The sequence below is a fragment of the Streptomyces sp. SID12488 genome, assembly GCF_010548275.1.
GTDB lineage: Bacteria > Actinomycetota > Actinomycetes > Streptomycetales > Streptomycetaceae > Streptomyces.
The window spans coordinates 301,438-326,530 of record NZ_JAAGLT010000003.1 but is presented as its reverse complement, the minus strand read 5'-3'; the positions used below and the strand labels follow the sequence as shown (position 1 = coordinate 326,530).

23 protein-coding genes are annotated in these 25,093 nt (G+C 70.2%); 11 read left to right on the top strand and 12 right to left on the bottom strand.

Annotated features, from left to right (window positions below):
* Positions 1-149: 149 nt before the first annotated feature.
* From G3I56_RS07600 to G3I56_RS07585, 4 genes are all read right to left on the bottom strand, one after another.
* On the bottom strand, positions 150-833 hold the full coding sequence (locus G3I56_RS07600) for an ABC transporter ATP-binding protein (protein WP_164408087.1): 684 nt from the start codon (positions 831-833) through the stop codon (positions 150-152).
* 147 nt (positions 834-980) lie between these two features.
* Entirely contained in the window at positions 981-2,471 is a 1,491-nt protein-coding gene (locus tag G3I56_RS07595) for an ABC transporter permease (RefSeq protein ID WP_164408086.1), read from the bottom strand.
* 188 nt (positions 2,472-2,659) lie between these two features.
* The gene (locus G3I56_RS07590) at positions 2,660-3,931 is read right to left on the bottom strand and encodes an Ig-like domain-containing protein (protein ID WP_164408085.1); all 1,272 of its coding nucleotides are present in this window, start codon (positions 3,929-3,931) and stop codon (positions 2,660-2,662) included.
* 278 nt (positions 3,932-4,209) lie between these two features.
* On the bottom strand, positions 4,210-4,563 hold the full coding sequence (locus G3I56_RS07585) for a hypothetical protein (RefSeq protein ID WP_164408084.1): 354 nt from the start codon (positions 4,561-4,563) through the stop codon (positions 4,210-4,212).
* Positions 4,564-4,673: 110 nt separating this feature from the next.
* On the opposite strand from G3I56_RS07585, the gene G3I56_RS07580 reads away from it, so the two are divergent.
* A complete protein-coding gene (locus G3I56_RS07580) occupies positions 4,674-5,099 on the top strand; it encodes a cell wall protein (protein WP_343239892.1) in 426 nt (141 codons plus the stop codon).
* A gap of 73 nt (positions 5,100-5,172) precedes the next feature.
* On the opposite strand, the gene hutH is transcribed toward G3I56_RS07580, so the two are convergent.
* The 3 genes from hutH to G3I56_RS07565 form a co-directional block, all read right to left on the bottom strand.
* Positions 5,173-6,711: a histidine ammonia-lyase gene (hutH, locus tag G3I56_RS07575; protein WP_164408215.1), complete on the bottom strand. Its 1,539-nt coding sequence runs from the start codon at positions 6,709-6,711 to the stop codon at positions 5,173-5,175.
* A gap of 171 nt (positions 6,712-6,882) precedes the next feature.
* On the bottom strand, positions 6,883-8,040 hold the full coding sequence (locus G3I56_RS07570) for a diguanylate cyclase (protein WP_164408083.1): 1,158 nt from the start codon (positions 8,038-8,040) through the stop codon (positions 6,883-6,885).
* A gap of 105 nt (positions 8,041-8,145) precedes the next feature.
* The gene (locus G3I56_RS07565) at positions 8,146-8,964 is read right to left on the bottom strand and encodes an enoyl-CoA hydratase-related protein (RefSeq protein WP_164408082.1); all 819 of its coding nucleotides are present in this window, start codon (positions 8,962-8,964) and stop codon (positions 8,146-8,148) included.
* Between the two features lie 220 nt (positions 8,965-9,184).
* Between G3I56_RS07565 and G3I56_RS07560 the strand changes: the two genes are divergently transcribed.
* Entirely contained in the window at positions 9,185-10,042 is an 858-nt protein-coding gene (locus G3I56_RS07560; protein WP_203689367.1) for a hypothetical protein, read from the top strand.
* A 46-nt stretch (positions 10,043-10,088) separates the two neighbouring features.
* Here the strand turns inward: G3I56_RS07560 and G3I56_RS07555 are convergent, their stop codons facing one another.
* Both G3I56_RS07555 and G3I56_RS07550 read right to left on the bottom strand, forming a co-directional pair.
* The gene (locus G3I56_RS07555) at positions 10,089-11,213 is read right to left on the bottom strand and encodes an adenylate/guanylate cyclase domain-containing protein (protein WP_164408081.1); all 1,125 of its coding nucleotides are present in this window, start codon (positions 11,211-11,213) and stop codon (positions 10,089-10,091) included.
* Positions 11,214-11,434: 221 nt separating this feature from the next.
* Positions 11,435-12,328, bottom strand: coding sequence for a biotin--[acetyl-CoA-carboxylase] ligase (locus G3I56_RS07550; RefSeq protein ID WP_239134773.1), 894 nt, complete (start codon positions 12,326-12,328; stop codon positions 11,435-11,437).
* Positions 12,329-12,643: 315 nt separating this feature from the next.
* Here G3I56_RS07550 and G3I56_RS07545 point away from each other — a divergent pair, with 315 nt between their 5' ends.
* From G3I56_RS07545 to G3I56_RS07535, 4 genes are all read left to right on the top strand, one after another.
* Positions 12,644-14,248, top strand: coding sequence for an acyl-CoA carboxylase subunit beta (locus G3I56_RS07545; RefSeq protein ID WP_164408080.1), 1,605 nt, complete (start codon positions 12,644-12,646; stop codon positions 14,246-14,248).
* A 53-nt stretch (positions 14,249-14,301) separates the two neighbouring features.
* Positions 14,302-14,511, top strand: coding sequence for an acyl-CoA carboxylase epsilon subunit (locus G3I56_RS07540; protein WP_164408079.1), 210 nt, complete (start codon positions 14,302-14,304; stop codon positions 14,509-14,511).
* 96 nt (positions 14,512-14,607) lie between these two features.
* The gene (locus tag G3I56_RS44650; protein WP_268240764.1) at positions 14,608-14,736 is read left to right on the top strand and encodes a hypothetical protein; all 129 of its coding nucleotides are present in this window, start codon (positions 14,608-14,610) and stop codon (positions 14,734-14,736) included.
* A 40-nt stretch (positions 14,737-14,776) separates the two neighbouring features.
* A complete protein-coding gene (locus G3I56_RS07535) occupies positions 14,777-15,400 on the top strand; it encodes a nucleoside triphosphate pyrophosphatase (protein WP_164408078.1) in 624 nt (207 codons plus the stop codon).
* Between the two features lie 15 nt (positions 15,401-15,415).
* Here G3I56_RS07535 and G3I56_RS07530 read toward each other — a convergent pair whose 3' ends face one another.
* On the bottom strand, positions 15,416-15,886 hold the full coding sequence (locus tag G3I56_RS07530; protein ID WP_164408077.1) for a hypothetical protein: 471 nt from the start codon (positions 15,884-15,886) through the stop codon (positions 15,416-15,418).
* 423 nt (positions 15,887-16,309) lie between these two features.
* Between G3I56_RS07530 and G3I56_RS07525 the strand changes: the two genes are divergently transcribed.
* Complete coding sequence (locus tag G3I56_RS07525; RefSeq protein WP_164408076.1) at positions 16,310-18,082, top strand: biotin carboxylase N-terminal domain-containing protein; 1,773 nt, start codon at positions 16,310-16,312, stop codon at positions 18,080-18,082.
* A 245-nt stretch (positions 18,083-18,327) separates the two neighbouring features.
* Positions 18,328-18,903, top strand: a complete 576-nt coding sequence (locus tag G3I56_RS07520) for a TetR/AcrR family transcriptional regulator (RefSeq protein ID WP_164408075.1) — start codon at positions 18,328-18,330, stop codon at positions 18,901-18,903.
* Between the two features lie 33 nt (positions 18,904-18,936).
* On the opposite strand, the gene G3I56_RS07515 is transcribed toward G3I56_RS07520, so the two are convergent.
* Together G3I56_RS07515 and G3I56_RS07510 are read right to left on the bottom strand one after the other, a co-directional pair.
* Positions 18,937-19,941, bottom strand: coding sequence for a DeoR/GlpR family DNA-binding transcription regulator (locus G3I56_RS07515; protein WP_164408074.1), 1,005 nt, complete (start codon positions 19,939-19,941; stop codon positions 18,937-18,939).
* 191 nt (positions 19,942-20,132) lie between these two features.
* Positions 20,133-21,677, bottom strand: coding sequence for an NAD(P)H-quinone dehydrogenase (locus G3I56_RS07510; protein ID WP_343239900.1), 1,545 nt, complete (start codon positions 21,675-21,677; stop codon positions 20,133-20,135).
* 77 nt (positions 21,678-21,754) lie between these two features.
* On the opposite strand from G3I56_RS07510, the gene G3I56_RS07505 reads away from it, so the two are divergent.
* The 3 genes from G3I56_RS07505 (at position 21,755) to G3I56_RS07495 (ending at position 24,966) form a co-directional block, all read left to right on the top strand.
* A complete protein-coding gene (locus G3I56_RS07505; RefSeq protein ID WP_164408072.1) occupies positions 21,755-22,192 on the top strand; it encodes a gamma-glutamylcyclotransferase in 438 nt (145 codons plus the stop codon).
* Positions 22,193-22,316: 124 nt separating this feature from the next.
* On the top strand, positions 22,317-23,141 hold the full coding sequence (locus G3I56_RS07500) for a purine-nucleoside phosphorylase (RefSeq protein ID WP_164408071.1): 825 nt from the start codon (positions 22,317-22,319) through the stop codon (positions 23,139-23,141).
* A gap of 136 nt (positions 23,142-23,277) precedes the next feature.
* The gene (locus G3I56_RS07495; protein WP_164408213.1) at positions 23,278-24,966 is read left to right on the top strand and encodes a phospho-sugar mutase; all 1,689 of its coding nucleotides are present in this window, start codon (positions 23,278-23,280) and stop codon (positions 24,964-24,966) included.
* Positions 24,967-25,093: the final 127 nt, after the last annotated feature.

Below are 25,093 nucleotides of genomic sequence, written 5' to 3'. Positions count from 1 at the left end.
CAGAGGGGACTCCCGTACGCATGCGCGCACACCCCCCGACCGTGAATTATGCCGAGGGGTGATCAGCCGCTCAATAGACTGGAGGATTACGCTTTTGGCTGTTACGAGCCAGTTACGAAATCTTGCGGGCCTTGCGGACCTTACGGACTCTACGAACCGGCGTTCTCCTTCACGGTGATCTTCCCCTTGCGGATGACCGCCAGCCGCGGGGCTTTCCTCGCGATCGCCGAATCGTGCGTGACCATGATGAAAGTGAGCCCGAGCTCCTTCCACATGGTTTCGAGTACGTCCATGATCTCGTCGCGCATCGACTCGTCGAGGTTGCCGGTGGGCTCGTCGGCGAGCAGCACCTTCGGCTGCTTGACCAGCGCACGAGCGATGGCGACGCGCTGCTGCTGACCGCCGGACATCTCCCCCGGCAGATGCCCGAGCCGCTCCCCGAGCCCCACCGACTTCAGCGCCTCGGCGGCCCGTTCGCGGCGCTCCCGGCCCTTCACACCGAGGGGTACGAGAGCGGTCTCGACGTTTTCCTGGGCCGAGAGGGTCGGAATGAGATTGAAGCTCTGGAAGACGAAGCCGATGTTTTCGCTGCGGACCTTCGTGAGGCGACTCTCGGACAGTTTGGCAAGATCCGTGCCGTCGAGGTCGATGCTGCCGCCGGTGGGACGGTCGAGGCCGCCGAGCATTTGCAGGAGGGTGGACTTGCCGCCGCCGGTGGGGCCCTGGATGACCAGACGGTCGCCGTCGGCGATGGTGAGGTCGATGCCCGCGAGGGCGTCCACGGTTTCCCTGCCTCGGGTGTAGCGCTTGGTCACGCCCTTGAGTTCGTACATGTGGGTGACTCCTGGGTGGGGTTCGGGGTGGTGCGTCGTCGTTTGTCGGCCGGCGGGCCGGTGAGGGCTGGTCGCTCCCACGGGGCGGGGCCGCATATGCGGCCCGGGGAAGCCGGGCCCCCGTCGGCCGTAGCCGAACTCCGCGTCCTACTCGACTCGCCTCAGCGCGTCCGCCGGGCGCAGCCTGGACGCTCGCCAGCCGCCGAATGCGCCGGCAATCAGGCCACCGGCGACTGCGAGGCCGACCGCGAGGGTGATGGTGGAGAGCGCGACGGGCGCGGTGAGCGCGACCGTCAGGGCCTTGGTCGCGGCCTGCCGGCCGAAGCCACCGCCACCACCGCCGGGGAAGCCGCCACCGCCGCCACCGCCGTTCCCGCCCGAACTGCCCACCTCCGCCTGGAGTTCCGGGCTGATCGCGGTGACGACATACGCACCGGCGAGGCCGAGCGCGATACCGAGGGCGCCGCCCACCAGCCCGTTGACGACGGCCTCGCCGACGACCTGCCGGGTGACCCGGCCCGACTTCCAGCCGAGCGCCTTCAGCGTGCCGAACTCCCGCACCCGGCGGGAGACGGCCGAGGAGGTGAGCAGGCCCGCGACCAGGAAGGCGGCGACGAGCACCGCGATGGACAGCCACTTACCGACGTTGGAGGCCAGGTCGGAGGCGGTGGACAGGGACCCGGAGACGGTGCTGGCGAGATCGGCGGACGTCGTGACGGTCGTACCCGAGATGTTCTTCTGGATCGTCGACTTGACCGCGGTGATCTGCTGGGAGTCGGTCGCCTGGACGTAGATCGTGGTGACCTTGTCCTTGGAGTCGCTGAGGGTCTGGGCCTGCTTCAGCGGGATGTAGAGGTTGGCCGCCGAGTCGCCGCTCTCGGGGGTGGCGATGCCGATGGCCTTGTACTTGACGCTCTTGATGGTGACCGTGCTGCCGACCTTGAGCTTCTTCTCCTTGGCGTAGGAGGCGTCGACGACCACGACCTTGGCATCGGTCTCGGAGGTCGTGAAGGTACGGCCGCTGGTGATCTTCGAGGAGGTCAGCGGGCCGAGGGCCGGCTTGGTGACGTCGGTGCCGTACACCGAGTAGTTGTTGACGTCGAAGTTGGCGCCGCCGCCCTCGACACGCCCCTGGGGAGCGGCAGTTGAGCCACCGCCGGGGCGTCCGCCGCCCTGGTTGCCGCCGCTGCCCTGCTGGTCCTGCTGGAACTGGCCCTGCCGGAACTGGCCGCTGACCTTGACGACCTGGAGGCTCAGTCCGCCGACGGCGTCCGAGACGCCCTTCTGCGTGTCGACCTTGGTGACCGTGGAGGCGGCCAGGGTCTGGAAGCCCTGGACGAACACCCGGTCGCTGCTCTGCTCCGCGTCGGAGTCGCTGCCGTCGGGCCGCGCGTCGAACTGGAAGCGCGGGCGCTGGGTGGCACCGGCGCCGGTCTGGGCCGCGGCGGCCTTGGTGACGGTCATGTCGGTGCCGAGTCCGTACAGCGACTCGAGGACCTTGTCCTGCGCTTTCGACATGCCCGCGGACACCGAGGTGACCACGATGACCAGGGCGATGCCGAGCGCGAGCCCGGAGGCGACGACGAGTGCCGCTTTACGACGGCGGCGCAGTTCGCGCCTCAGGTAGGTGAAGAACATGGCCGCAAGCTAGGTACGCCGCGTGATGACGCGATAAGTCCTGCATAAGAGATGCATGAGAAGGCTGTGACGAGCCCAGGGAACAGCCAGGGAACAGCCAGGAGACACCCAGGAAAAACCGATGCCGCCCCTGGGGGCGGCATCGGAAAGCTGTGCGGTGAGTGTGCGTCAGGCAGGCCTTGAGGAACTCAGACCGCCGAACCCGCCTTCCAGTCCGCCCAGTTCAGGTTCCAGCCGTTGAGGCCGTTGGCCGGGTCGACGGTCTTGTCACCGGTGTTCCGGACGTCGACGACGTCACCGACGATCGAGTTCTCGTAGAACCAGTAGCCCGCGGAGTTCTTGTCGTTGGCGCCCTTGGTGTCGTTCAGGCCGACGCAGCCGTGGCTGACGTTGGCACTGCCGAAGGTGCCGTCGGAGCTCCAGTAGTTGCCGTGCACGAAGGTGCCGGACGTGGTCAGACGCATGGCGTGCGGCACGTCCTTGATGTCGTACTCGCCCTTGCCGTCGTCGTCCGTGAAGCCGACCGTGGCGCCGTTCATCCGGGTCTCCTTGAACTTCTCGGAGATCACCATCTTGCCCTCGTACGTCTTGTTCTCGGGCGAACCGGCGGAGATCGGGATGGTCTTGACGACCGTACCGTTGTGCATGATCTTCATCGTCTTCGTCTTGGCGTCGACGATGGACACCTGGTTGCGGCCGATCTTGAAGGTGACCGTCTTCTGCTGCACGCCGAAGACGCCCTTCGAGCCCTCCACGCCGTCGAGCGCCAGCTTCAGCGTGACGGTGGAGTTCTCCTTCCAGTAGTCATCGGGCCGGCAGTCCATGCGGGTGTCGTTGAACCAGTGGCAGACGACCTCCTGCCCGCTGGTCGAGGAGACCGTGACGGCCTTCTGGACGTCCGCCTTCGCGGTGATCGCCTTGTCGAAGTTGATCGACACGGGCATGCCCACACCGACGGTCGAGCCGTCCTCGGGCGTGAAGTAGCCGACGAAGCTGTTCGCGGCGGCGACCGTGGTGAACGAGGCGTTCTCGTGCGCGGCACGGCCGTCGGCGTCCGCCGCCGTCGCCGTCACCTTGTAGGTGGTGGCGCGCTCCAGCTGGGCGCTCGGCTTCCAGCTGGTCTTGTCGGCAGATATTTCACCGGCGACAGCGGTACCGTCCGCCGTCTTCATCTCCACGGCCGTGAGGGTGCCCTTGGTCACCGCCACCTGGGCGGCGTTGTTGATGGAGGCGTTGTTCGAACCGTCCCCGGGTGTGATCTTGATCTGGGCCTCGGAGGTCTTCTCGGCCGCCGCCTCGTCGGCCTTGGCCTGCGAGCTGTCGGTACCGCTGTCGCCCTTGGAGGCACTGTCGCTGTCGCCTCCGCTGCACGCAGAGAGCACCAACACGCCACCGAGCAGGGCGGACGCGGCCGTCAGACCCTTGCGCCGCCTACTGTCCGTCATCACACGCTTCTCCATCGTTGCCGAATCCCCAACCAGAACCAGCGAGGGTCCCCGTACGAAACCTGCAGATCCCCGTAACACGTTTCAACACAACTCAACGCTACGACCAGTGCGTCCCGTTCCACATTCACTCGATGTGTGGGGGACACCACGTCGCCTGGGTCACAGGGAGCTGTCCGCTCATCCCGTACTCCACCGGGTCGCGTGGTGCCACTGCCGGTCACTGCTTCTCCTGAGACGACGAAACCCCGGTCGGCGGTTGCCGCCCGGGGTCACCTTTTTCCCCAGCGGCCTCAGCCGTCTACCCGCTCGCCGACCACTTCATCGCCGTCCGCCTCATCATCCTCGTCCAGATCCCAATCCGGCGAATCCGGGTCGTAGTCGATCTCCTCGCTGCTCCACGAGGCCTGCGCCAGTTCGGTCCCCGGCACCTCGCCGACCAGGTCGAACGGGTCCACGAGGTACGCGAGCGCCTCCGCGGTGTCTTCCGTCACAGTGTCCTCCGCGTGCACCCGCTCGTCGGCCGGCATCTCGGTGTCACCGGCGATCCGCTGCAACGCGGCTTTCGTAAGGGCGTCCACGTCGTCGACCTCGACGACCAGTTCCACCCGAAGCCGTACAAAACGTGATGTCTCTGATGTACTCATGGACGCAGAGCGTACGGCTCACAGCTCCCGCAACTTTCCCACGACCCACGCCTGTCATTAACATCGGGGTCACGGCCAATTCGCCAGCGCCACAAGGGGATCGATATTCCGTGTCATCCGCACGTCGATCGTTGTTGACCGCCACCGCCGCGGGCACCCTGCTGGGTGCCCTGTGGTTCGTCCCGTCCGCCAACGCGACGGCCGAGAAGCCGGTGGAGCAACGGCACAGAGCGGACACGTCCATGTCCACGATGTCGGAGCACACCCGGCAGATCTCCATAACGAGCACCGCCAAGCGTTCGGGCACGAGCACGGCTGCAAGGACAAGTACGAGCACAAGCACGAGTACGACCGCCACCACGACCACCACCACGGCGACGACGACCTCGGACTCGGCCGCCGACGACGACGGCACCCGCCTCGCCGACACCGGCAGCTTCGACACCACGCCGTACGTCGTCGGCGGCACGTTCTCCCTCACCCTGGGGGCCGGTTTCGTGGTCTATTCGCTACGGCGGGAGCGCCTGGGCTTCTGAGCGGGACGAGGACCTGACCGGCAGCACCGACAGGCCCCCGACCCGCTCACCACGAGCGGCTGGCTGACAGCGGCTACTGCAAGGGCCCGGTCACCGGTTCCACCGCCGTGACCAGGTGCCCGCCCCGCACGAACGCGTCAGCCGCGGCGAGGTCGGGCGCCAGGAACCGGTCGGGCCCCGGCCCCTCGACCCCCGCCGCCCGTACGGCGTCGATGACGGCCCGGGACGCGGGCGCCGGCGTCAGCCCCTCCCGCAGCTCGATGGCGCGCGTGGCCGCGTACAGCTCGACGGCGATGATCCTGGCGAGGTTGTCGACGGCCGTACGGAGTTTGCGCGCCGCCGACCAGCCCATCGAGACATGGTCCTCCTGCATCGCGGAGGAGGGAATCGAGTCCGCCGAAGCAGGCACCGCCAGCCGCTTCAACTCGCTGACCAGGGCGGCCTGCGTGTACTGGGCGATCATCAGCCCGCTGTCCACACCGGCGTCGTCCGCGAGGAACGGCGGCAGCCCGTGCGAGCGGTTCTTGTCGAGAAGGCGGTCCGTGCGCCGCTCGGCGATGGATCCCAGGTCGGCGGCGGCGATGGCGAGGAAGTCGAGGACGTACGCCACCGGGGCGCCGTGGAAGTTCCCGTTGGACTCGACCCGCCCGTCGGGCAGGACGACGGGATTGTCGACGGACGAGGCCAGCTCCCGCTCGGCGACGAGCCTCGCGTGCGCCATGGTGTCGCGCCCGGCGCCGGCGACCTGCGGGGCGCAGCGCACGGAGTAGGCGTCCTGGACGCGGGGCGCGCCGTCCTGGTGGTGCCCGGTGAGCTCCGAGCCCTTGAGCACGGCGAGCATGTTGGCCGCGCTGGCCCCCTGTCCCGGGTGCGGCCGGATGGCGTGCAGCTCGGGCGCGAGCACCTTCTCGGTGCCGAGGAGCGCCTCCAGGGAGAGCGCGGCGGTGACGTCGGCGGACTTGTAGAGGGTGTCGAGGTCGGCGAGCGCCATGATCAGCATGCCGAGCATGCCGTCGGTGCCGTTGAGAAGGGCGAGTCCCTCCTTCTCGCGCAGTTCGACGGGAGCGATGCCGTGTTCGGCGAGGAGTCCGGCGGCCGGCTTCACGACTCCGTCCGGCCCTTCCGCGTCGCCCTCGCCCATGAGCGTGAGGGCGCAGTGGGAGAGGGGCGCGAGGTCGCCGGAGCAGCCCAGGGAGCCGTACTCGTGCACGACCGGGGTGATCCCGGCGTTGAGCACGTCGGCCATGGTCTGCGCGACCTCGGGCCGCACGCCCGTGTGCCCCGAGCAGACGGTCTTGAGCCGCAGGAACATCAGCGCCCGTACGACCTCGCGCTCGACCCGCGGTCCCATGCCGGCGGCGTGCGAGCGGACGATGTTGCGCTGCAGCTGGGCGCGCAGTTCGGGGCTGATGTGCCGGCTCGCGAGGGCACCGAACCCGGTGCTCACGCCGTACACGGGCTCAGGCTTGGCGGCCAGCGCGTCGATGATCCCGCGAGCCTTCGACAGGGCGGCGACAGCCTCCCCGGACAGCTCGATCCGAGCCCCGCCCCGCGCCACAGCGAGCACGTCGGCCGCGGACGTCCCGGACGTCCCCACCACCACAGTGTGCATATCCATATTCAGGAGCGTAACCAGTGAATTCGAAGATGTCACTACCGGGTGCCCGGTACACCCCTTACCCATCCAGCCCGTCCGGCGTTTGAGGACAAGGCCCGTTCAGGGCCGGAGCGGGGGTCTGGGGGCGGCAGCCCCCAGCAGGCGCCCGCACCAACACCCCGCACCTCACAGCCGACGCCCACGGAACCGCCGCCGCTCAACAACCGCCTCCCCGGAGGGCTCCTCGGCGAGCCGTACCACCGGGTCGTCGGGCCCCTCGCGCCCCGCGACGACCGGCCGGTCCGCATGGACCGCCTTCGCCCGGTACTGCGCCGCATCTGCAAGCCGGAACAACCGGCGAGCCGTCCGCACCGGCCCGATCCCGTCGGCGGTCGAGGCGATCCCGCACGCGACCCCCTCCCCCAGCTCCAACTCGGCGGCGCGACGGCACAGTTCGACACCCGCCCGGACCACGTCGTCCGCAGGCGCACCGACCACCAGCAGGCAGAACTCGTCACCCCCGAGACGCGCGGCGAGGGCTCCCGGCAGCATGGCCCCGCACAGCGACAGCACCGACCCGAACCGTTCGAGGAGCCGGTCGCCGACCGCGTGCCCCAGGGTGTCGTTGACGCGTTTGAGCCCGTTCAGATCACAGACGACGAGGCTGACCACGACACCGTCCCGCCGGTGCCGCTCGATCGCCTCGTCGAGGTGGGCGTCCACAGCACGGCGGTTGGCAAGCCCGGTGAGCGCGTCGGTGAAGGCGAGCCGCCGGGCCTCCTCCAGCCGCTCGGTCTGGGCGATCCCGGCGGCGACGACGGAGGCCAGGACGGTGGCGAAGTCGGCGTCGGCACGGCCGAAGACGGGGGCACCGACGGGCCGGGCGACATACAGCTCACCCCACGCCCGGCCGTGCAGCACGACAGGGGCGACGACACAACAGCCGCGTCCCCGCCGCCGCAGGGCGGCGACGCGCTGATGGCAGTACCCGGCACGCCCCGCCGACGACCCGCGCGCGGGCCCCTGGGCGGTCTCGACCCAGGCATTGGGCTCACCGCCGCCCGCCCATCGCTCGTGCAGGAACTCGGTGATCTCCGGGAACTGGTGCACGGGATAGGCCTCGCCCTCCGGGAACTCCTCCTCGTCGGCGGCCCGCTCCCCCACGTTCACCAGAACCCGCAGCCGCCCCAGCTCCCGCTCCCACACCGACAGCGCGGCAAAGTTGCCGCTCAGCGCGTGACAGGCACCGAGCGCGGCGGCACGCCAGGACTCGCGGGGGCTCTGCGCCGCGGCCATGCCCTGCGCGAGCGTCACGACGGCGCGGAGCCGGCTTTCCTCACCCATTGATCCAGGTTAGGAAGGTTTGGGATGAATTGAGACATCGAGAGGGCGAACAGGGGGGTGGCCCCCTACGGAAGGACCCTTTCAAGGTCGTCGGAGGCGGGAAAACTACTCCCCCGGCCAGACGGGCGACCGCTTCTCGGCGAACGCCGCGGCCCCCTCCGCCCGATCGCCCGAAAAGGCGACGGAACGCCACGCTGCGTCCTCCACCTCGAGGCCCGCCCGCAGGTCCAGCCCGAACCCCACCCGCAACGCCCGCTTGGCCGCCCGTACCCCCACAGGAGAGTTCGCCGCGATCCGGGACGCCAGCGCCAGCGCCTCCTCCCCGTCGCGCCCCTGCTCCACCAGCACGTCCACCAGTCCCAGCTCCCGCGCCTCGACCGCCTCCACCCGCCGCGCGGTGAAGACCAGCTCGGCGGCCCGCGCCGCGCCCACCCGCCGGGGCAGCAACTGCGTACCGCCACCGCCCGGAATCACGCCCACGGACACCTCGGGCAACCCCACCACCGCCGTGGCGTCCGCCACGATCAGATCGCAGGACAGGGCCAGCTCGAACCCGCCCCCCAGCGCGAACCCGTGCACCGCGGCGACCGTCGGCATCGGCAGCTCCAGTACGCCGGTGTAGGCGCCCCGGGCCACCGGCCGCTGCCGGATCAGTTCGGCGTCGGACATCGAGTTCCGCTCCTTGAGGTCGGCCCCGACACAGAACGCCCGCTCATGGGTGGAGGTCAGCACCACCGCGCGTACGTCACGGTCGGCGGCCAGCGCGGCACACGCACCGGCGATGGACCGGGCCATGGCGGAGGAGACCGCGTTCATGGCCTTCGGCCGATCGAGGACCAGCTCGGCGACGAACCCGTGCCGCCGCACCACGACGAACTCCCCGAACCGTTCCTCGGACCGCCCCTCGGACCCTTCCTCGCCCATGACACCCTCCTGGTTAACGCAGGTTAACTACGGTCGCCCCGATCATCGCAGCCCGCCCGCACCCAGGGGAAGAACGGGCGGAGGGAGAAGAGACCCGGAAGGCCACTCTCCTCGTTCGGGTGACATGGCGCCGATCTCCGGAAATTCCCCTCGCCAGAGCGCATAACGTGCGCTCGGCCACGGCGCACCCGGGGCGCGAGCGCAACGGGGAGGGATCGCGATGACGGACACGACGACAAGGCCGGTCGAGACAGGCACACCAAGGCACGCGCAGGTCCCGCCCCAGGTCCCGCCCCAGGCTCCACACGGCGTCCCGCCGCGGTTCCAGGCCCCCGCCCGGCCATGGACCCCTCCCCCGCCTCCTTCGACGCGCCCCGCGCCCGAGGCCCCGCCCACGCCCCTCCTCAACCGCCCCCGGGGCCGGCACCGCAAGCCTCGCCCCCGCAAGGTCCTGCTCGCGGCGGGCGGCTTCGCGCTGGCCGCCGGGGTCCTGAGCCTCGTACGGCTGGCACCCGACGGTGGTGTGGGCCTCGGCAGGGCACAGGCCCAGTCCGACCTGGACGCGGACACGAACGCCGGCGCGAACACGGACTCGGACACCAGTACAGGCACAGGCACCTCGGCCGACCGCACGGGCAACACGGCGGCCACCGTCGGCGGCGCCCCCACGGCGACCCCGTCGGCGAGTGCCCCCATGGGCGGCGCGACCCCCGTCCCGACCACGCCCCCGACGGCACTCCCGACCGCCCTGCCGAACGCGACGGGCCCGCTGCGGCCCTTCCCCCTCGGCGCGCTCCCCACATCACGCGGGCCCGCCGCCGACGCCACCACGATCCCGCAGCAGCCCGACACACCGGCGCCCGTCACCACGCCCGGCCAGTCGCGCCCGGCGGCGTCGACACCGGCCCCGGTGGCCCCCCAGCCCCAGCCACAGCCCCCGCAGCAGGCGGCACCGGCCCCCGCGCCGACGCCCGAGCCCCCGAAGGCCCCCGCACCGGCCCCGCAGCCCGCGAAGCCGGGCGGAGTGTGCGTACCGATCATCGGCCTGTGCGTGGACGCGCTGAACCACCGCCACTGAGCGGGAGCGGAGAGGAGCGGAGAGGACCAGCGGTGGCCGGCCAGTGCTACGCGACGGGGCCGGCCCGCCGGGTCAGCAGCCAGGGCTCGACCACGCCGAGCCCGCGCACGGGCCGCTGCCACATCGGCTGGAGCGCGAAGCGGTACACCGGCGGCTCCTCGCCCTCTTTCTCCGCGGTGGCGGCGGCCTCGGCCGCCTCCGCCTCGGAGGCGGGCGCGTCCCCGGTACGGATCAGCTCCTCCGCGAAGGCCGCGTCGACGAGCACGGCGTCCCGTGGCGCTATCGACGTCAACCGCGAGGCCAGATTCACCGTCGACCCGAACACATCACCCATACGGGTGGTCACCGTGCCGAAGGCCATCCCGACCCGCAGCTCGGGCATCGTCTCGTCGTGGGCCATCGTCTCGATCAGCCGCAGCGCGATCTCGGCGGCCACGCCCGGCTCGTCCGCCGCGTACAGCACCTCGTCGCCGAGCGTCTTGACGAGCCGCCCGCCGTTCGCCGCCACCAGGTCGGCTGCCGTGGTCTCGAAGGCCTCGACGAGTTCGCCGAGCTCCTCCTCCTCCATCCGCCGGGTCAGCCGCGTGAAGCCGACCAGGTCGGCGAAGCAGACGGCGAGCCGCCGGTCGACCATCTCCTCGTCGTCGGCGGCCTGCACGACCCGCCCGGTCGCGGCGGCGAGCTGGCGCCGCCAGACGTACACGATGAACTCCTCCAGCTCGGGCAGGAGCAGCTCGATCAGCGGATACGTCACCTCGGTGCGCGTCATTCCGGGCTCGGGCGGCTCGGTCAGCCCCTCCAGGAAGGAGTCGATCTGCCACTCGGCCAGACGGGCGGTGGTCTGCCCCGTGGAGCGCGCCACCTGCACGGCCATCGCCTCGCTGAGCAGCCCCGCCTCGACGAGACCGGCGAGCCGGCGCAGTGCGAGGACGTCCGCCTCCGTCAGCGCCTTGGCCTGTCCGATGTCGGCGAAACCCATCGCCCGCCAGAAACGGGACGCGAGTTCCATGGAGACACCGGCGCTGCGGGCGGCCTGAAAAGGGGTGTAGCGCCGCTCGGCGCCCAGGATGAGCTGTTCGAGGCGCAGGGCGAGCGGATCCTCACCGGGGTCGGCATCCTGGCCGTCCACCCGGCCGCCCGCCGTGTCGGAGCCCGTGTCGTCGACGGTCACGCCTGCTGCCCTTCCGATCTGTCACGGTCAGATATCGACCGCCCTCAACGATACGGCCTCACTCCGTCAGGTCCAGCAGTGACGACGTACCGGAGCTGACTATTCGGTCCCTTGGGGTCCCCCCTCTGGGGGAGTTTGAGGAGCGGGGGTTCGGGGGCGGAGCCCCGATGGGGTCCCCCTCTTGGGGAGGGACGGGTAGGGGCGCGGGGCGAAAGCCGGACCTACGCCGGCCGCAGGTGCACCACATCTCCCGCCCCCACCGGCTCCTGCACCCCCTCCCCCGTGGCGAGCACCAACCGTCCGTCCCCGTCCACGGCAACCGCCTCGCCCACGATCGACCGATCCCCCGGCAACTCCGCCCGCACCGTCCGCCCCAACGTCGCGCAGCCCGCCGCATAGGTCTCCTGCAGGCCGGACGACACCGGGTCCCCCTCCACCGACCGCCACCGGACGTACCACTGCTCCAGCGACCGCAGTACCGCCCGCAGCAGCGGATCCCGGTCCGTCGTCACCGCCCCGGCCAGCGCCAGCGACCCCGCCGTCGGCACCGGCAGCTCGTCCTCGCGCAGGGTGACGTTGATGCCGATGCCGATCACCACACCGTCCTCGCCGGACCGCTCCGCGAGGATCCCGCCCGCCTTGCGCTCCGCGCCCCCCACGCTCACCAGCAGGTCATTGGGCCATTTGAGGGACGTGTCGACGCCGGCGGCACGTGACAGCCCCGTCGCCACCGCGACCCCGGTGAGCAGCGGCAGCCAGCCCCAGCGGGCCACGGGGACCTGCGTCGGTTTCAGCAGCACGGAGAAGAACAGCCCGGAACGAGCGGGCGCCGTCCACTGCCGGTCCAGCCGCCCGCGCCCGGCGGTCTGCTCCTCGGCGAGCAGGATCAGCCCCTCCTCCGCCTTGCCCGCGCTCGCGAGGGCGACCATGTCCGCGTTGGTCGAGCCGGTACTCCGCACCACGTTCACGTCGGACCACAGGCTGCCCTCGCGCACGAGGGCCCTGCGCAGGCCAGCGGCGTTCAGAGGGGGGCGGTCGAGGTCGGACCAGCGGTCCGACCTCGGCTCACCGTGCCCGTCGGGCGGGTTACCTTCATCATTCGGTGGCGTCTCCATCATGCAAGCCACACTAGATTTGACATCCTCCATCCCGCAGAGGGGGATGGATTCCAGCCCCTGAGGGCTGAGGTTCACAGGCGCTCGACCGCTCTCGCGATGTCACCTCTCCGGCGTGTCCCGCCGCGACATCGTGAGCATATGCGTGGCCGCGTGCTCACGTGACGTCTTCTGGAGATCTTCCCTGCCCCTCTGTGAAGAGGAGAGGAGTGTGGTAAACGCCGCACTGCCGATGGGTAGGCACGCCACTACGCTACGGATGAGTAGCCAACCCCCCTTCTGAGCACGTCACTCTTTGCAGGGAGCCGCATCCCGATGGCCGAGCCGGTACAGCCGCAGCAGATCGACATCCACACCACCGCGGGCAAGCTCGCCGACCTGCAGCGCCGCGTCGAGGCGGCGACGCACGCCGGATCGGGACGGGCTGTCGAGAAGCAGCACGCCAAGGGCAAACTGACGGCCCGTGAGCGGATCGAACTGCTCCTCGACGAGGACTCGTTCGTGGAACTGGACGAGTTCGCCACCCATCGCTCCACCAACTTCGGGCTGGAGAACAACCGCCCGTACGGAGACGGCGTGGTGACCGGTTACGGCACCGTCGACGGCCGTCCGATCGCCGTGTTCTCGCAGGACTTCACCGTCTTCGGCGGTGCGCTGGGCGAGGTGTACGGGCAGAAGATCGTCAAGGTCATGGACTTCGCGCTGAAGACCGGCTGTCCGGTCATCGGCATCAACGACTCGGGCGGCGCCCGTATCCAGGAGGGCGTGGCGTCCCTGGGCGCGTACGGCGAGATCTTCCGCCGCAACACCCATGCGTCCGGGGTCATCCCGCAGATCAGCCTTGTCGTGGGCCCCTGCGCGGGCGGCGCCGTGTACTCGCCCGCCATCACCGACTTCACGGTCATGGTCGACCAGACCTCGCACATGTTCATCACCGGCCCGGACGTCATCAAGACGGTCACCGGCGAGGACGTCGGCATGGAGGAGCTGGGCGGCGCCCGCACCCACAACTCCGCGTCGGGCGTGGCCCATCACATGGCCGGCGACGAGAAGGACGCCATCGAGTACGTCAAGCAGCTGCTGTCGTACCTGCCGTCCAACAACCTCAGCGAGCCCCCGCTGTTCCCGGAGGAGGCGGACCTCGCCGTCACGGACGAGGACCGCGAGCTGGACGTCCTGATCCCGGACAGCGCGAACCAGCCGTACGACATGCATACGGTGATCGAACACGTCCTGGACGACGCCGAGTTCTTCGAGACGCAGTCCCTCTTCGCGCCGAACATCCTCACCGGGTTCGGCCGGGTGGAGGGCCGTCCGGTCGGTGTCGTCGCCAACCAGCCGATGCAGTTCGCGGGCTGCCTCGACATCGACGCGTCGGAGAAGGCGGCCCGCTTCGTCCGTACCTGCGACGCCTTCAACGTCCCGGTCCTCACCTTCGTGGACGTCCCCGGCTTCCTGCCGGGCGTCGACCAGGAGCACACCGGCATCATCCGCAGGGGCGCGAAGCTGATCTACGCCTACGCGGAGGCGACCGTCCCGCTCATCACGGTCATCACCCGCAAGGCCTTCGGCGGCGCCTACGACGTCATGGGCTCCAAGCACCTGGGCGCCGACCTCAACCTGGCCTGGCCGACCGCCCAGATCGCGGTGATGGGCGCCCAGGGCGCGGTCAACATCCTGCACCGCCGCACGATCGCGGAGGCGGAGGCGAACGGTGAGGACCTGGACGTGGTCCGCGCCCGCCTCATCCAGGAGTACGAGGACCACCTCCTCAACCCCTACATCGCGGCCGAGCGTGGTTACGTCGACGCGGTGATCCTGCCGTCCGACACCCGCCGCCAGGTCGTACGGGGCCTGCGCCAGCTCCGTACGAAGCGCGAGTCCCTGCCCCCGAAGAAGCACGGCAACATCCCCCTCTAGACCGTCCGGACCGAGCAGATCGCGCAGACCGTTCAGACAGTTCAGGAGCCGTTGTGAACATCAAGGTCGTACGGGGCAATCCGACCCCCGAGGAGCTCGCCGCCGCCCTGGCGGTGGTCCGAGCCCGCGCCGTGGCGGCGTCCTCCGCGGCGCCCGGCACACCCGGCACGAAGGACGCCTGGGCGGATCCGGCGAGGATCGCGTCCCACCGCCTCCCCCAGCCGGGCCGGACATCATGGACCCGGACGTACTGGCCCGCGTGACCGGAGGCCTTCAGGGGCCGCGGGGTGTACGGAAAGGGCGCCGATTTGAGTACGCCTACTCAGGCGCCCCGCCCCGTTAGGCCGCACGCTGGTGGAATGTTGTGGTCCGACCCCGAGAACGAGCCGCCGAAGGAACTGCGCGACGCGCAGCAGATGCTTCGGCGGCTCGGGTTCCTCATGGCGCTGGCCATGCTGCTCGCGATGATCGTGCTCGGCGTGCTGTAGGGCCTGTCCGGGCCCAGTACGCCGCCGATACCCTGGCCGCATGACCGATGATCAGCCGCGCCGCCGCCTCGTGCTCGCCTCCCAGTCCCCCGCCCGGCTCAACCTGCTCAGGCAGGCCGGACTCGACCCCGAGGTGATCGTCAGCGGGTTCGACGAGGACGCCGTGACCGCGCCGACCCCGGCCGAACTGGCCCTCGTCCTCGCCGAGGCCAAGGCCGCCGTGGTGGCCGCGCTGCCCGAGGTGCACGGCGCACTGGTGATCGGCTGCGACTCCGTCCTCGACCTCGACGGCGAGGCGTACGGCAAGCCCGCCGACGCCGAGGAGGCCACCGCCCGCTGGAAGTCGATGCGCGGCCGGGCGGGCACGCTCGAGACCGGCCACTGCGTCCACGACACCGCGACGGGGCGCTCCGTCTCGGCGACCGCGTCCACCGTGGTCCGCTTCGGCGAGCCGACGGACGAGGAGATCGCCGCGTACGTCGCCTCGGGCGAGCCCCTCCACGTCGCCGGGGCGTTCACACTCGACGGCCGCTCGGCGCCGTTCATCGACGGCATCGACGGCGGCCACGGCAACGTCATCGGCATCAGCCTGCCGCTCGTACGCAAACTGCTCGCCGAACTGGGCGTCGGCATCACGGAGTTGTGGACGCCCCGGGAGAAGTAGCCGGGGCGGAGGCGGTCAGGGGGTGCTGGGCGCCGGCGGGGGCGTCAGCGGGGAGGCGTCCTCGGGGACATCGGAGGCCTCGGTCGCGGTGGGGTCCTGCCTGTCGTACGTCATCAGCAGGAGCACCACCAGCGTCAGCACCACGACCATGGTGAGGAACGCCGGTACGCCCACGAGCCCCCAGGCGAACGCACCCAGCAGCGCGTGCACCACGGCCACGCTGATCAGCAGGATGCGGCCGAGCCCGGCCGGGGAGCGGTCGCGCCAGGCGACGAGCAGGGCCACCACGCCGCACAGCGCGAAGTAGAGACCGAAGACCACGCCGCCGATCTTCGAGGACACGGACATCATGTCCGGGTCGAGGCCCGCGAGGGACATCCGCTGGTTGTCGGCCACGATCCCCAGGAACCAGTTCAGTGCGGCTATGCCGAACGCCTCCACGAAGAGGACGATCGCGACGATCCATGCCACCGGTCTGCGGACCACCGGCCCCCACCCACTTTCGACTGCGCACGGTCGCCGCGTGGGCGCCGTACGAGCAAGGCTGCTGTTACCACTAGTAAGTTCAGCTGGTACTACGTTCGGTACATCCTGAACGCTACTAACCGGTAAACCTGTGGACAAGGGTTCGGCGGAGGTTCCTCGGCGGGCAGAGAATCATTGGGCCGTTCGTAGGATGTCCACAAAGAAACCGAGTGGGCCGCAGCACGCTCTCACAGAGACCTTGACCACATCAGGGGGCTAGGGTTTCCCGATGGAGTCCCGCGTACATAGGTGCGACAAGGGATTTCACGGGTAGGGCGAGCCTCGCATCACGCTCCGTGTGGGCAAGCTCACCAGTGGGGACGGGTCGATGCGCCGTGTCGGCAGTCCCTAAACTCGGCTTGTTTCAAGGAGGGAGCCTCAATCGTGCGCAAGGTGCTCATCGCCAACCGTGGCGAAATCGCTGTCCGCGTTGCCCGGGCCTGTCAGGATGCCGGGATCGCGAGCGTGGCCGTGTACGCCGACCCGGACCGGGACGCGCTTCATGTGCGTGCCGCGGATGAGGCGTTCGCTTTGGGCGGTGACACCCCGGCGAGCAGTTATCTCGACTTCGCCAAGGTGTTGCAGGCCGCCAAGGACTCGGGGGCGGACGCGATCCATCCCGGATACGGCTTCCTCTCGGAGAACGCCGACTTCGCCCAGGCAGTCATCGACGCCGGCCTGACCTGGATCGGCCCGCCCCCACAGGCCATCCGCGACCTCGGCGACAAGGTCGCCGCCCGCCACATCGCCCAGCGTGCCGGCGCCCCCCTGGTCGCCGGCACCCCCGACCCCGTCACCGGCGCGGACGAGGTCGTCGCCTTCGCCCAACAGCACGGCCTGCCCATCGCGATCAAGGCCGCCTTCGGCGGCGGCGGACGCGGCCTCAAAGTCGCCCGGAATCTCGAAGAAGTCCCCGAACTCTACGACTCCGCCGTCCGCGAGGCCGTCGCCGCGTTCGGACGCGGCGAGTGCTTCGTCGAGCGCTACCTCGACAAACCCCGCCACGTGGAGACCCAGTGCCTGGCCGACTCCCACGGCAACGTGGTCGTCGTCTCCACCCGCGACTGCTCCCTGCAGCGCCGCCACCAGAAACTGGTCGAGGAGGCCCCCGCCCCCTTCCTGTCCGAGGCGCAGGTCGCGGAACTGTACGCGTCGTCCAAGGCCATCCTGAAGGAAGCCGGCTACGTCGGCGCCGGGACCGTCGAGTTCCTCGTCGGCACCGACGGCACGATCTCCTTCCTCGAGGTCAACACCCGCCTCCAGGTCGAACACCCCGTCACCGAGGAGGTCGCCGGCATCGACCTCGTCCGCGAAATGTTCCGCATCGCCGACGGCGAACCACTCGGCTACGGCGACCCCGAACTGCGCGGTCACTCCATCGAGTTCCGCATCAACGGCGAGGACCCCGGCCGCGGCTTCCTGCCCGCCCCCGGCACCGTCACCACCTTCACCCCACCCTCGGGCCCCGGAGTCCGCCTCGACGCGGGCGTCGAGTCCGGCAGCGTCATCGGCCCGGCCTGGGACTCACTCCTCGCCAAACTGATCGTCACCGGCGCCACCCGCGCCCAGGCCCTCCAACGCGCCGCCCGCGCCCTGGCCGAATTCCAGGTCGAGGGCATGGCCACCGCCATCCCCTTCCACCGCAAAGTCGTCACCGACCCCGCCTTCGCACCCGAACTCACCGGCTCCGACGCCCCGTTCACGGTCCACACCCGGTGGATCGAGACCGAGTTCGTCAACGACATCCCCGCCTTCGCCGTGCCCGCCGACATCGAGGCGGACGAGGAGGCAGGCCGCGAGACCGTGGTCGTCGAGGTCGGCGGCAAACGCCTGGAGGTCTCCCTGCCCATCTCCCTGGGCATGTCCCTGGCCCGCACCGGCCTCGCCGCCGGCGCCAAACCCAAACGCCGCGCCGCCAAGAAGACCGGCCCGGCAGCCTCCGGCGACACCCTCGCCTCCCCCATGCAGGGCACCATCGTCAAAGTCGCCGTCGAAGAAGGCCAGGAAGTCAAGGAAGGCGACCTCATCGTCGTCCTCGAAGCCATGAAAATGGAACAGCCCCTCAACGCCCACAAGACCGGCACCATCAAGGCCCTCGCCGCCGAAGTCGGCGCCTCCCTCACCTCCGGCGCCCCCATCTGCGAGATCAAGGACTGACCCGCACAGCACCACGAGGCGCCCGGCGGACTGATCACTCAGTCCGCCGGGCGCTTCTTTTCATGGCGTACGGTGCGCGCAGCGCCCGTACGCCAGGGGCGCGGGGCTGTATCCGATCTGCGGCTCCGCCGCGGGGCGCGACAAGCCACAACGGACCGTCAGCCCGCCACGCACCGCACCCACCACGGCGACTGGTAATGGCATGCTGAACCCCCGGAACAAGTACAGGAAGGGCAGGTGAACCCATGGCCCACCCGCCGGCAGGCCTACGCGCGGATGCCCGCCGCAACTACGAGCGCCTCCTCGCAGAAGCCCGCTCCGCCTTCGCAGCACACGGCACGGACACCTCCCTGGAAGATGTCGCCCGCCGCGCAGGCGTAGGTATCGGCACGCTCTACCGCCACTTCCCCAACCGGCACGCCCTGCTGAGCGCGGTCTTCGAGGACGCGGTGAGTGACCTGCTGGTCCGCTCCCGCGAACTGCTGACCGACCCGGAACCGTGCACCGCGCTGGTGACCTGGCTGCGCGAGATCGTCACGCACGCCGGTGAGTACCGCGGCCTGGCACGGGCGCTCATGTCGGTGTCGTACGACGCCGACTCGGCCCTGGCCAGGTGCAGCAACCCGATGCGGGAGGCGGGCGCGGCCCTGCTCGCCCGCGCCCAGCGTGCCGGCACTCTGCGCACCGACGTCTCCATCGGCGACCTGCTCCAGCTCACCAACGCCATCGCGCTGGCGGCCGAGGAGACCCCGGACGACCCGGACCTGGCCGACCGCCTCCTGACCCTGACACTGCGGGGCCTGAAGGCCGTACCCCAGTAACCCGGTTGGCCGGGTTACCCGGTTCGACGACGGTCAGCGGCGGCGGAGGTCCGCCACCCGGGCTCGTTCCCGCTCGCGCTCACCGGGTCCGCCGGGCTGCTCGCCCAGCATCGTGCCGCGCAGCGGATGGCCCGCCGCGCCGCCGGGGAGCTGTCCCCGGCGCGGGTTGGGAAGCGGCACGTCCCGGCGCTGTTGACGCGTGGGGACCTGCTCACCGCCCTGCGGCCCGTTTCCCGGGGAGCTGTTGCCCGAGCCCGACGATCCGGCCACGGCGATCTGCACTCCCTGATCGGCCAGGGCCTGGAGTTCCGTACCGGCGCGGTCGTCGTGGACGGGCGGTTCGTCGGTGACGAGGCGGGTGATCACATCCGTGGGCACGGTCTGGAACATGGTGTCCGAACCGAGCTTGGTGTGATCGGCGAGCACGACGACCTCGGCGGCGGCCTGCACCAGCGCGCGGTCGACGGACGCCGACAGCATGTTGGAGGTGGACAGCCCGCGTTCGGCGGTGAGCCCGCTTCCGGAGAGGAAGGCCTTGGACACCCGCAGCCCGTGCAGGGACTGCTCGGCGCCACTGCCGACCAGGGCGTAGTTGGAACCGCGCAGAGTGCCACCGGTCATCACGACCTCCACTCTGTTCGCGTGGGCCAACGCCTGGGCCACCAACAGGGAGTTGGTGACGACGGTCAGCCCGGGGACCCGCGCGAGCCGGCGTGCCAGCTCCTGCGTGGTGGTCCCCGCCCCGACCACGATGGCCTCGCCCTCTTCGACGAAGCTCGCGGCGAGGTCGGCGATGGCCGTCTTCTCGGCGGTCGCGAGATGGGATTTCTGCGGAAAGCCGGATTCTCGCGTGAACCCGCCCGGCAATACCGCACCGCCATGCCGGCGGTCGAGGAGTCCTTCTGCCTCCAGTGCGCGCACGTCCCGCCGTACGGTCACTTCGGAGGTCTGGACGACGCGGGCGAGCTCACGGAGCGACACGGCTCCATTGGCACGCACCATTTCGAGGATCAATTGACGACGTTCTGCAGCGAACACGAAACTGACAGTAACCCCAAGGACCGTCTGCTTTCAGCAGTTTGCGCCGAATAGCAGAAGTTGTTCGCAGGGGGGTACGGGAAGTGGTATACGCGCCTATCTCCCCGGCTTATGCCGCAGGAATGGCCGACAAATCCCCGTGACCAGCGGGAAGTTGCTCTCTCTGGCGCCCCACCGGCACCTCCCGACCGTCAGGCCTCGCCCGCCGCCTTGCGCGTGTGAAGCTGCCGGGCGACCTCGGCGATCGATCCTGAAAGGGAGGGATAGACCGTGAACGCGTTCGCGATCTGCTCGACCGTCAGATTGTTGTCGACGGCGATCGAGATCGGGTGGATGAGTTCGGAGGCGCGCGGCGACACGACGCACCCGCCCACGACAATCCCGGTGCCCGGACGGCACATGAGCTTGACGAAACCGTCCCGGATGCCCTGCATCTTCGCGCGCGGATTGCGCAGCAGCGGCAGTTTGACGACCACTGCCTCGATCTTCCCGGAGTCGACATCGGCCTGGGTGTAGCCGACGGTCGCGATCTCGGGGTCGGTGAAGACGTTGGAGGAGACGGTCTTGAGGTTGAGGGGGGCCACCGCGTCGCCGAGGAAGTGGTACATGGCGATACGGCCCTGCATGGCGGCGACGGACGCGAGGGCGAAGACACCGGTCACGTCACCGGCGGCGTACACGCCCGGGGCCGTCGTCCTCGACACCTTGTCGGTCCAGATGTGCCCGGAGTCGCGGAGCTTGACCCCGGCCTCCTCCAGGCCCATCCCGGCGCTGTTGGGAATCGCGCCGACGGCCATCAGACAGTGCGAGCCGCTGATGACACGCCCGTCGGCGAGGGTGACCTCGACCCGGTCGCCGACGCGCTTGGCGGACTCCGCGCGGGAGCGGGCCATGACGTTCATGCCACGGCGCCGGAAGACCTCTTCGAGGACGGCGGCGGCGTCGGGGTCCTCACCCGGCAGCACGCGGTCACGGGAGGAGACGAGGGTGACCTTGGACCCGAGGGCCTGGTAGGCACCGGCGAACTCGGCTCCGGTGACACCGGACCCGACCACGATGAGTTCCTCGGGCAGCTCGGTGAGGTCGTAGACCTGGGTCCAGTTGAGGATGCGCTCACCATCGGGCTGCGCGTCTTCCAGCTCACGCGGGTGTCCGCCGGTGGCGATCAGCACGGCGTCGGCGACGAGGGTCTCCTCGCTGCCGTCCACGGCCCGTACGACGACCTTGCGGGAGCCGTCGACGCCCTGGAGGCCGTCGAGCCGCCCGCGCCCGCGCAGGACACGGGCACCGGCCCGGGTGACGGAGGCGGTGATGTCGTGCGACTGGGCGAGGGCGAGGCGCTTCACCCGTCGGTTGACCTTGCCGAGGTCGACACCGACGACGCGGGCCGCCTGCTTGTCGGGTGGGGTGTCGTCGGCGACGATGATCCCCAGTTCCTCGTACGAGGAGTCGAAGGTGGTCATCACCTCGGCCGTGGCGATCAGGGTCTTCGACGGTACGCAGTCGGTGAGCACCGACGCCCCGCCCAGACCGTCGCAGTCGACGACGGTCACCTCCGCACCGAGTTGCGCTGCCACCAGCGCCGCTTCGTAGCCGCCGGGTCCGCCACCAATGATCACGATCCGAGTCACATACCCCATTGTCCCGTACGCGCCGGGGTGCCGACGCCCCGGGTCCGCCGCACAGGTCCCGGAGCCGGTAGCAGGGGGACGGCCGACGGGTGCGGCACGGGCGATGACGGACGTCTGTACGGGTACGGAAGCGGCGTGTGCTGCCGGAGTGACGGCCGTGTCCGCTGCCGTACTCTCGATCCATGTCGCTCTACGCCGCCTACGCCGGCAATCTCGACGCCCGGCTCATGACGCGCCGCGCACCGCACTCGCCGCTGCGCGCCACCGGCTGGCTGACCGGCTGGCGGCTGACGTTCGGCGGCGAGCACATGGGCTGGGAGGGCGCCCTCCCGACAATCGTCGAGGCACCGCGCTCCCAGGTCTTCGTCGCCCTGTACGAGGTCGCCCCGCTCGACGAGGACTCCCTGGACCGCTGGGAGGGCGTGGGCCTCGACATCTACCGCCGGATGCGGCTGCGCGTCGAAACGCTGGAGGGCAAGGAACCGGCGTGGGTGTACGTCCTCAACGGGTACGAGGGCGGCCTGCCGTCGGCCCGGAACCTGGGCGAGATCGCCGACGCGGCGGAGTCGGCGGGGGCACCGCACGACTATGTGATGGAACTGAGAAAACGTCCCTGTTGACCCCTCCCCACCAAGTCCTCCCCGGGCCCCTCCGCCCCTTGTATGGAAACGACAAGACAACGATCGTCATCCCGTAACCTCCGTCATCTACGCGCGTAGGCTCGAACCGGATACCCTCATGCGCGTGAACGCATCTCTTCTTCCGGACGACATCCAGGGCGACCCCTACTCCGCCGCCGACGCCGCCGCCGCGCGCCTGCGGGAGCTCACGGGCGCCGAGACCCACGACGTCGCCCTCGTGATGGGCTCCGGCTGGGCACCGGCCGTGGACGCCCTGGGCGACCCCGAGGCCGAGTTCCAGGTCACCGACCTGCCGGGCTTCCCGCCGTCGGCGGTCGAGGGCCACGGCGGCAAGATCCGCTCGTACCGGATCGGTGACAAGCGCGCGCTGGTCTTCCTGGGCCGCACGCACTACTACGAGGGCCGGGGCGTCGCGTCCGTGGCGCACGGTGTCCGTACCGCCGTGGCCGCCGGCTGCAAGACCATCGTCCTGACCAACGGCTGCGGCGGCCTGCGCGCCGACATGCGCCCCGGCCAGCCGGTCCTGATCAGCGACCACATCAACCTCACGGCGACGTCCCCGATCGTCGGCGCGAACTTCGTCGACCTCACGGACCTGTACTCGCCGCGGCTGCGCGCCCTGTGCAAGGAGATCGACCCGAGCCTCGAGGAGGGCGTGTACGCCCAGTTCACGGGCCCGCACTACGAGACGCCGGCCGAGATCCGGATGGCGCGGACCATCGGCGCGGACCTGGTCGGGATGTCGACGGTGCTGGAGGCGATCGCGGCGCGGGAGGCCGGCGCCGAGATCCTGGGCATCTCCCTGGTGACGAACCTCGCGGCGGGTATGACAGGGGAACCCCTGAACCACGAGGAGGTCCTCCAAGCTGGCCGGGACAGCGCAACCCGCATGGGCGCCCTCCTGACCAAGGTCCTGGACCGCCTGTAGCCCTGGCAAGAGGCGCGCTCGCTCTGACCAGACCCCCCTTCGCCGGGCATTTTCAGCCCCTCCGGCGTTTGAGGAGCGGGGTCTGGGGCGGAGCCCCAGAAGGATGGGACGGGTAGGGGCGGCGGGGGCGACAACAATGGGCCCGCACCCGACCACGCAACGCACCACCACAACGAGAGGCACCGACGTGCACGACGACGAACTCATCGCACGCGCCAAGGCGTGGCTGGCCGAGGACCCCGACGCCGAAACCCGTGAGGAACTCGCCAAGCTCATCGACGCCCAGGACCTCCCCGAACTCACCACCCGCTTCACCGGCACCCTCCAGTTCGGCACCGCGGGCCTCCGCGGCGAACTCGGCGCCGGCCCCATGCGCATGAACCGCTCGGTCGTCATCCGCGCCGCCGCCGGCCTCGCCGCGTATCTCAAGGCGAAGGGCGAGACCGACGGCCTCGTCGTCATCGGCTACGACGCCCGCCACAAGTCGGCGGACTTCGCCCAGGACACCGCCGCCGTGATGACCGGCGCCGGCCTCAGGGCGGCTGTCCTCCCCCACCCCCTCCCCACCCCCGTACTGGCGTTCGCCATAAGGCACCTCGGCGCCGTCGCGGGCGTGGAGGTCACCGCCAGCCACAACCCGCCCCGCGACAACGGCTACAAGGTGTACCTGGGCGACGGTTCCCAGATCGTCCCGCCCGCCGACGCCGAGATCGCCGCCGAGATCGAAGCGGTACGCGCCCTCGCGAACGTTCCGCGTCCGGAATCCGGCTGGGAGATCCTCGACGACACCGTCCTGAACGCCTACCTGGCCCGTACGGACGCCGTTCTCACCCCCGGCTCGCCCCGTACCGCCCGCACGGTCTACACCGCGATGCACGGCGTCGGCCGGGACACCCTCCTCGCGGCCTTCGCCCGGGCCGGTTTCCCCGCCCCCGAGCTGGTCGCCGAACAGGCCGACCCCGACCCGGACTTCCCGACCGTCGCCTTCCCCAACCCGGAAGAGCCCGGCGCGATGGACCTCGCCTTCGCGAAGGCCCGCGAGACGAACCCGGACCTGATCATCGCGAACGACCCGGACGCGGACCGCTGCGCGGCAGCCGTACCCGTTCCCGGCGACGGCTGGCGCATGCTGCGCGGCGACGAGGTCGGTGCCCTCCTCGCGACCCATCTGGTCCGGCACGGAGCGCGGGGCACGTTCGCCGAGTCGATCGTCTCCTCGTCCCTCCTCGGCCGGATCGCCGAGAAGGCGGGTCTGCCGTACGAGGAGACCCTCACCGGCTTCAAGTGGATCGCCCGCGTGGAGGGCCTGCGCTACGGCTACGAGGAGGCCCTCGGCTACTGCGTGGACCCTGAGGGCGTACGCGACAAGGACGGCATCACCGCAGCGCTCGCCATCACGGAACTCGCCTCCGAGCTGAAGGCCGAGGGCCGTACGCTCCTCGACCTGCTCGACGACATCGCGGTCGAGCACGGTCTGCACGGCACCGACCAGCTCTCGGTCCGCGTCGAGGACCTGTCGGTCATCGCCAACGCCATGAGCCGCCTGCGCGAGCAGCCCCCGACTCAGCTCGCGGGCCTGCCGATCACGAAGGCCGAGGACCTCACCAAGGGCACGGAGACGCTCCCGCCCACGGACGGCCTGCGCTACACGCTCGACGGCGCCCGCGTCATCGTCCGCCCCAGCGGTACGGAGCCCAAGCTGAAGTGCTACCTGGAGGTCGTCCTCCCGGTGCCCACGCACGCGGATCTCCCGGCGGCCCGCGCGAAGGCGACGGACCTGCTGGAGACGATCAAGCGGGACCTTTCCGCGGCGGCGGGCATCTGAGCCGCGTCCGGCCGGACGTACAGGAATCCCTCACGGGATCCCTCACTCACGATGGGGTGCCCCCGACCGGAGGCACCCCATCGGGTGATTTGCGCCCGCCCGCTCACTGACGCACGCTCCACCACCG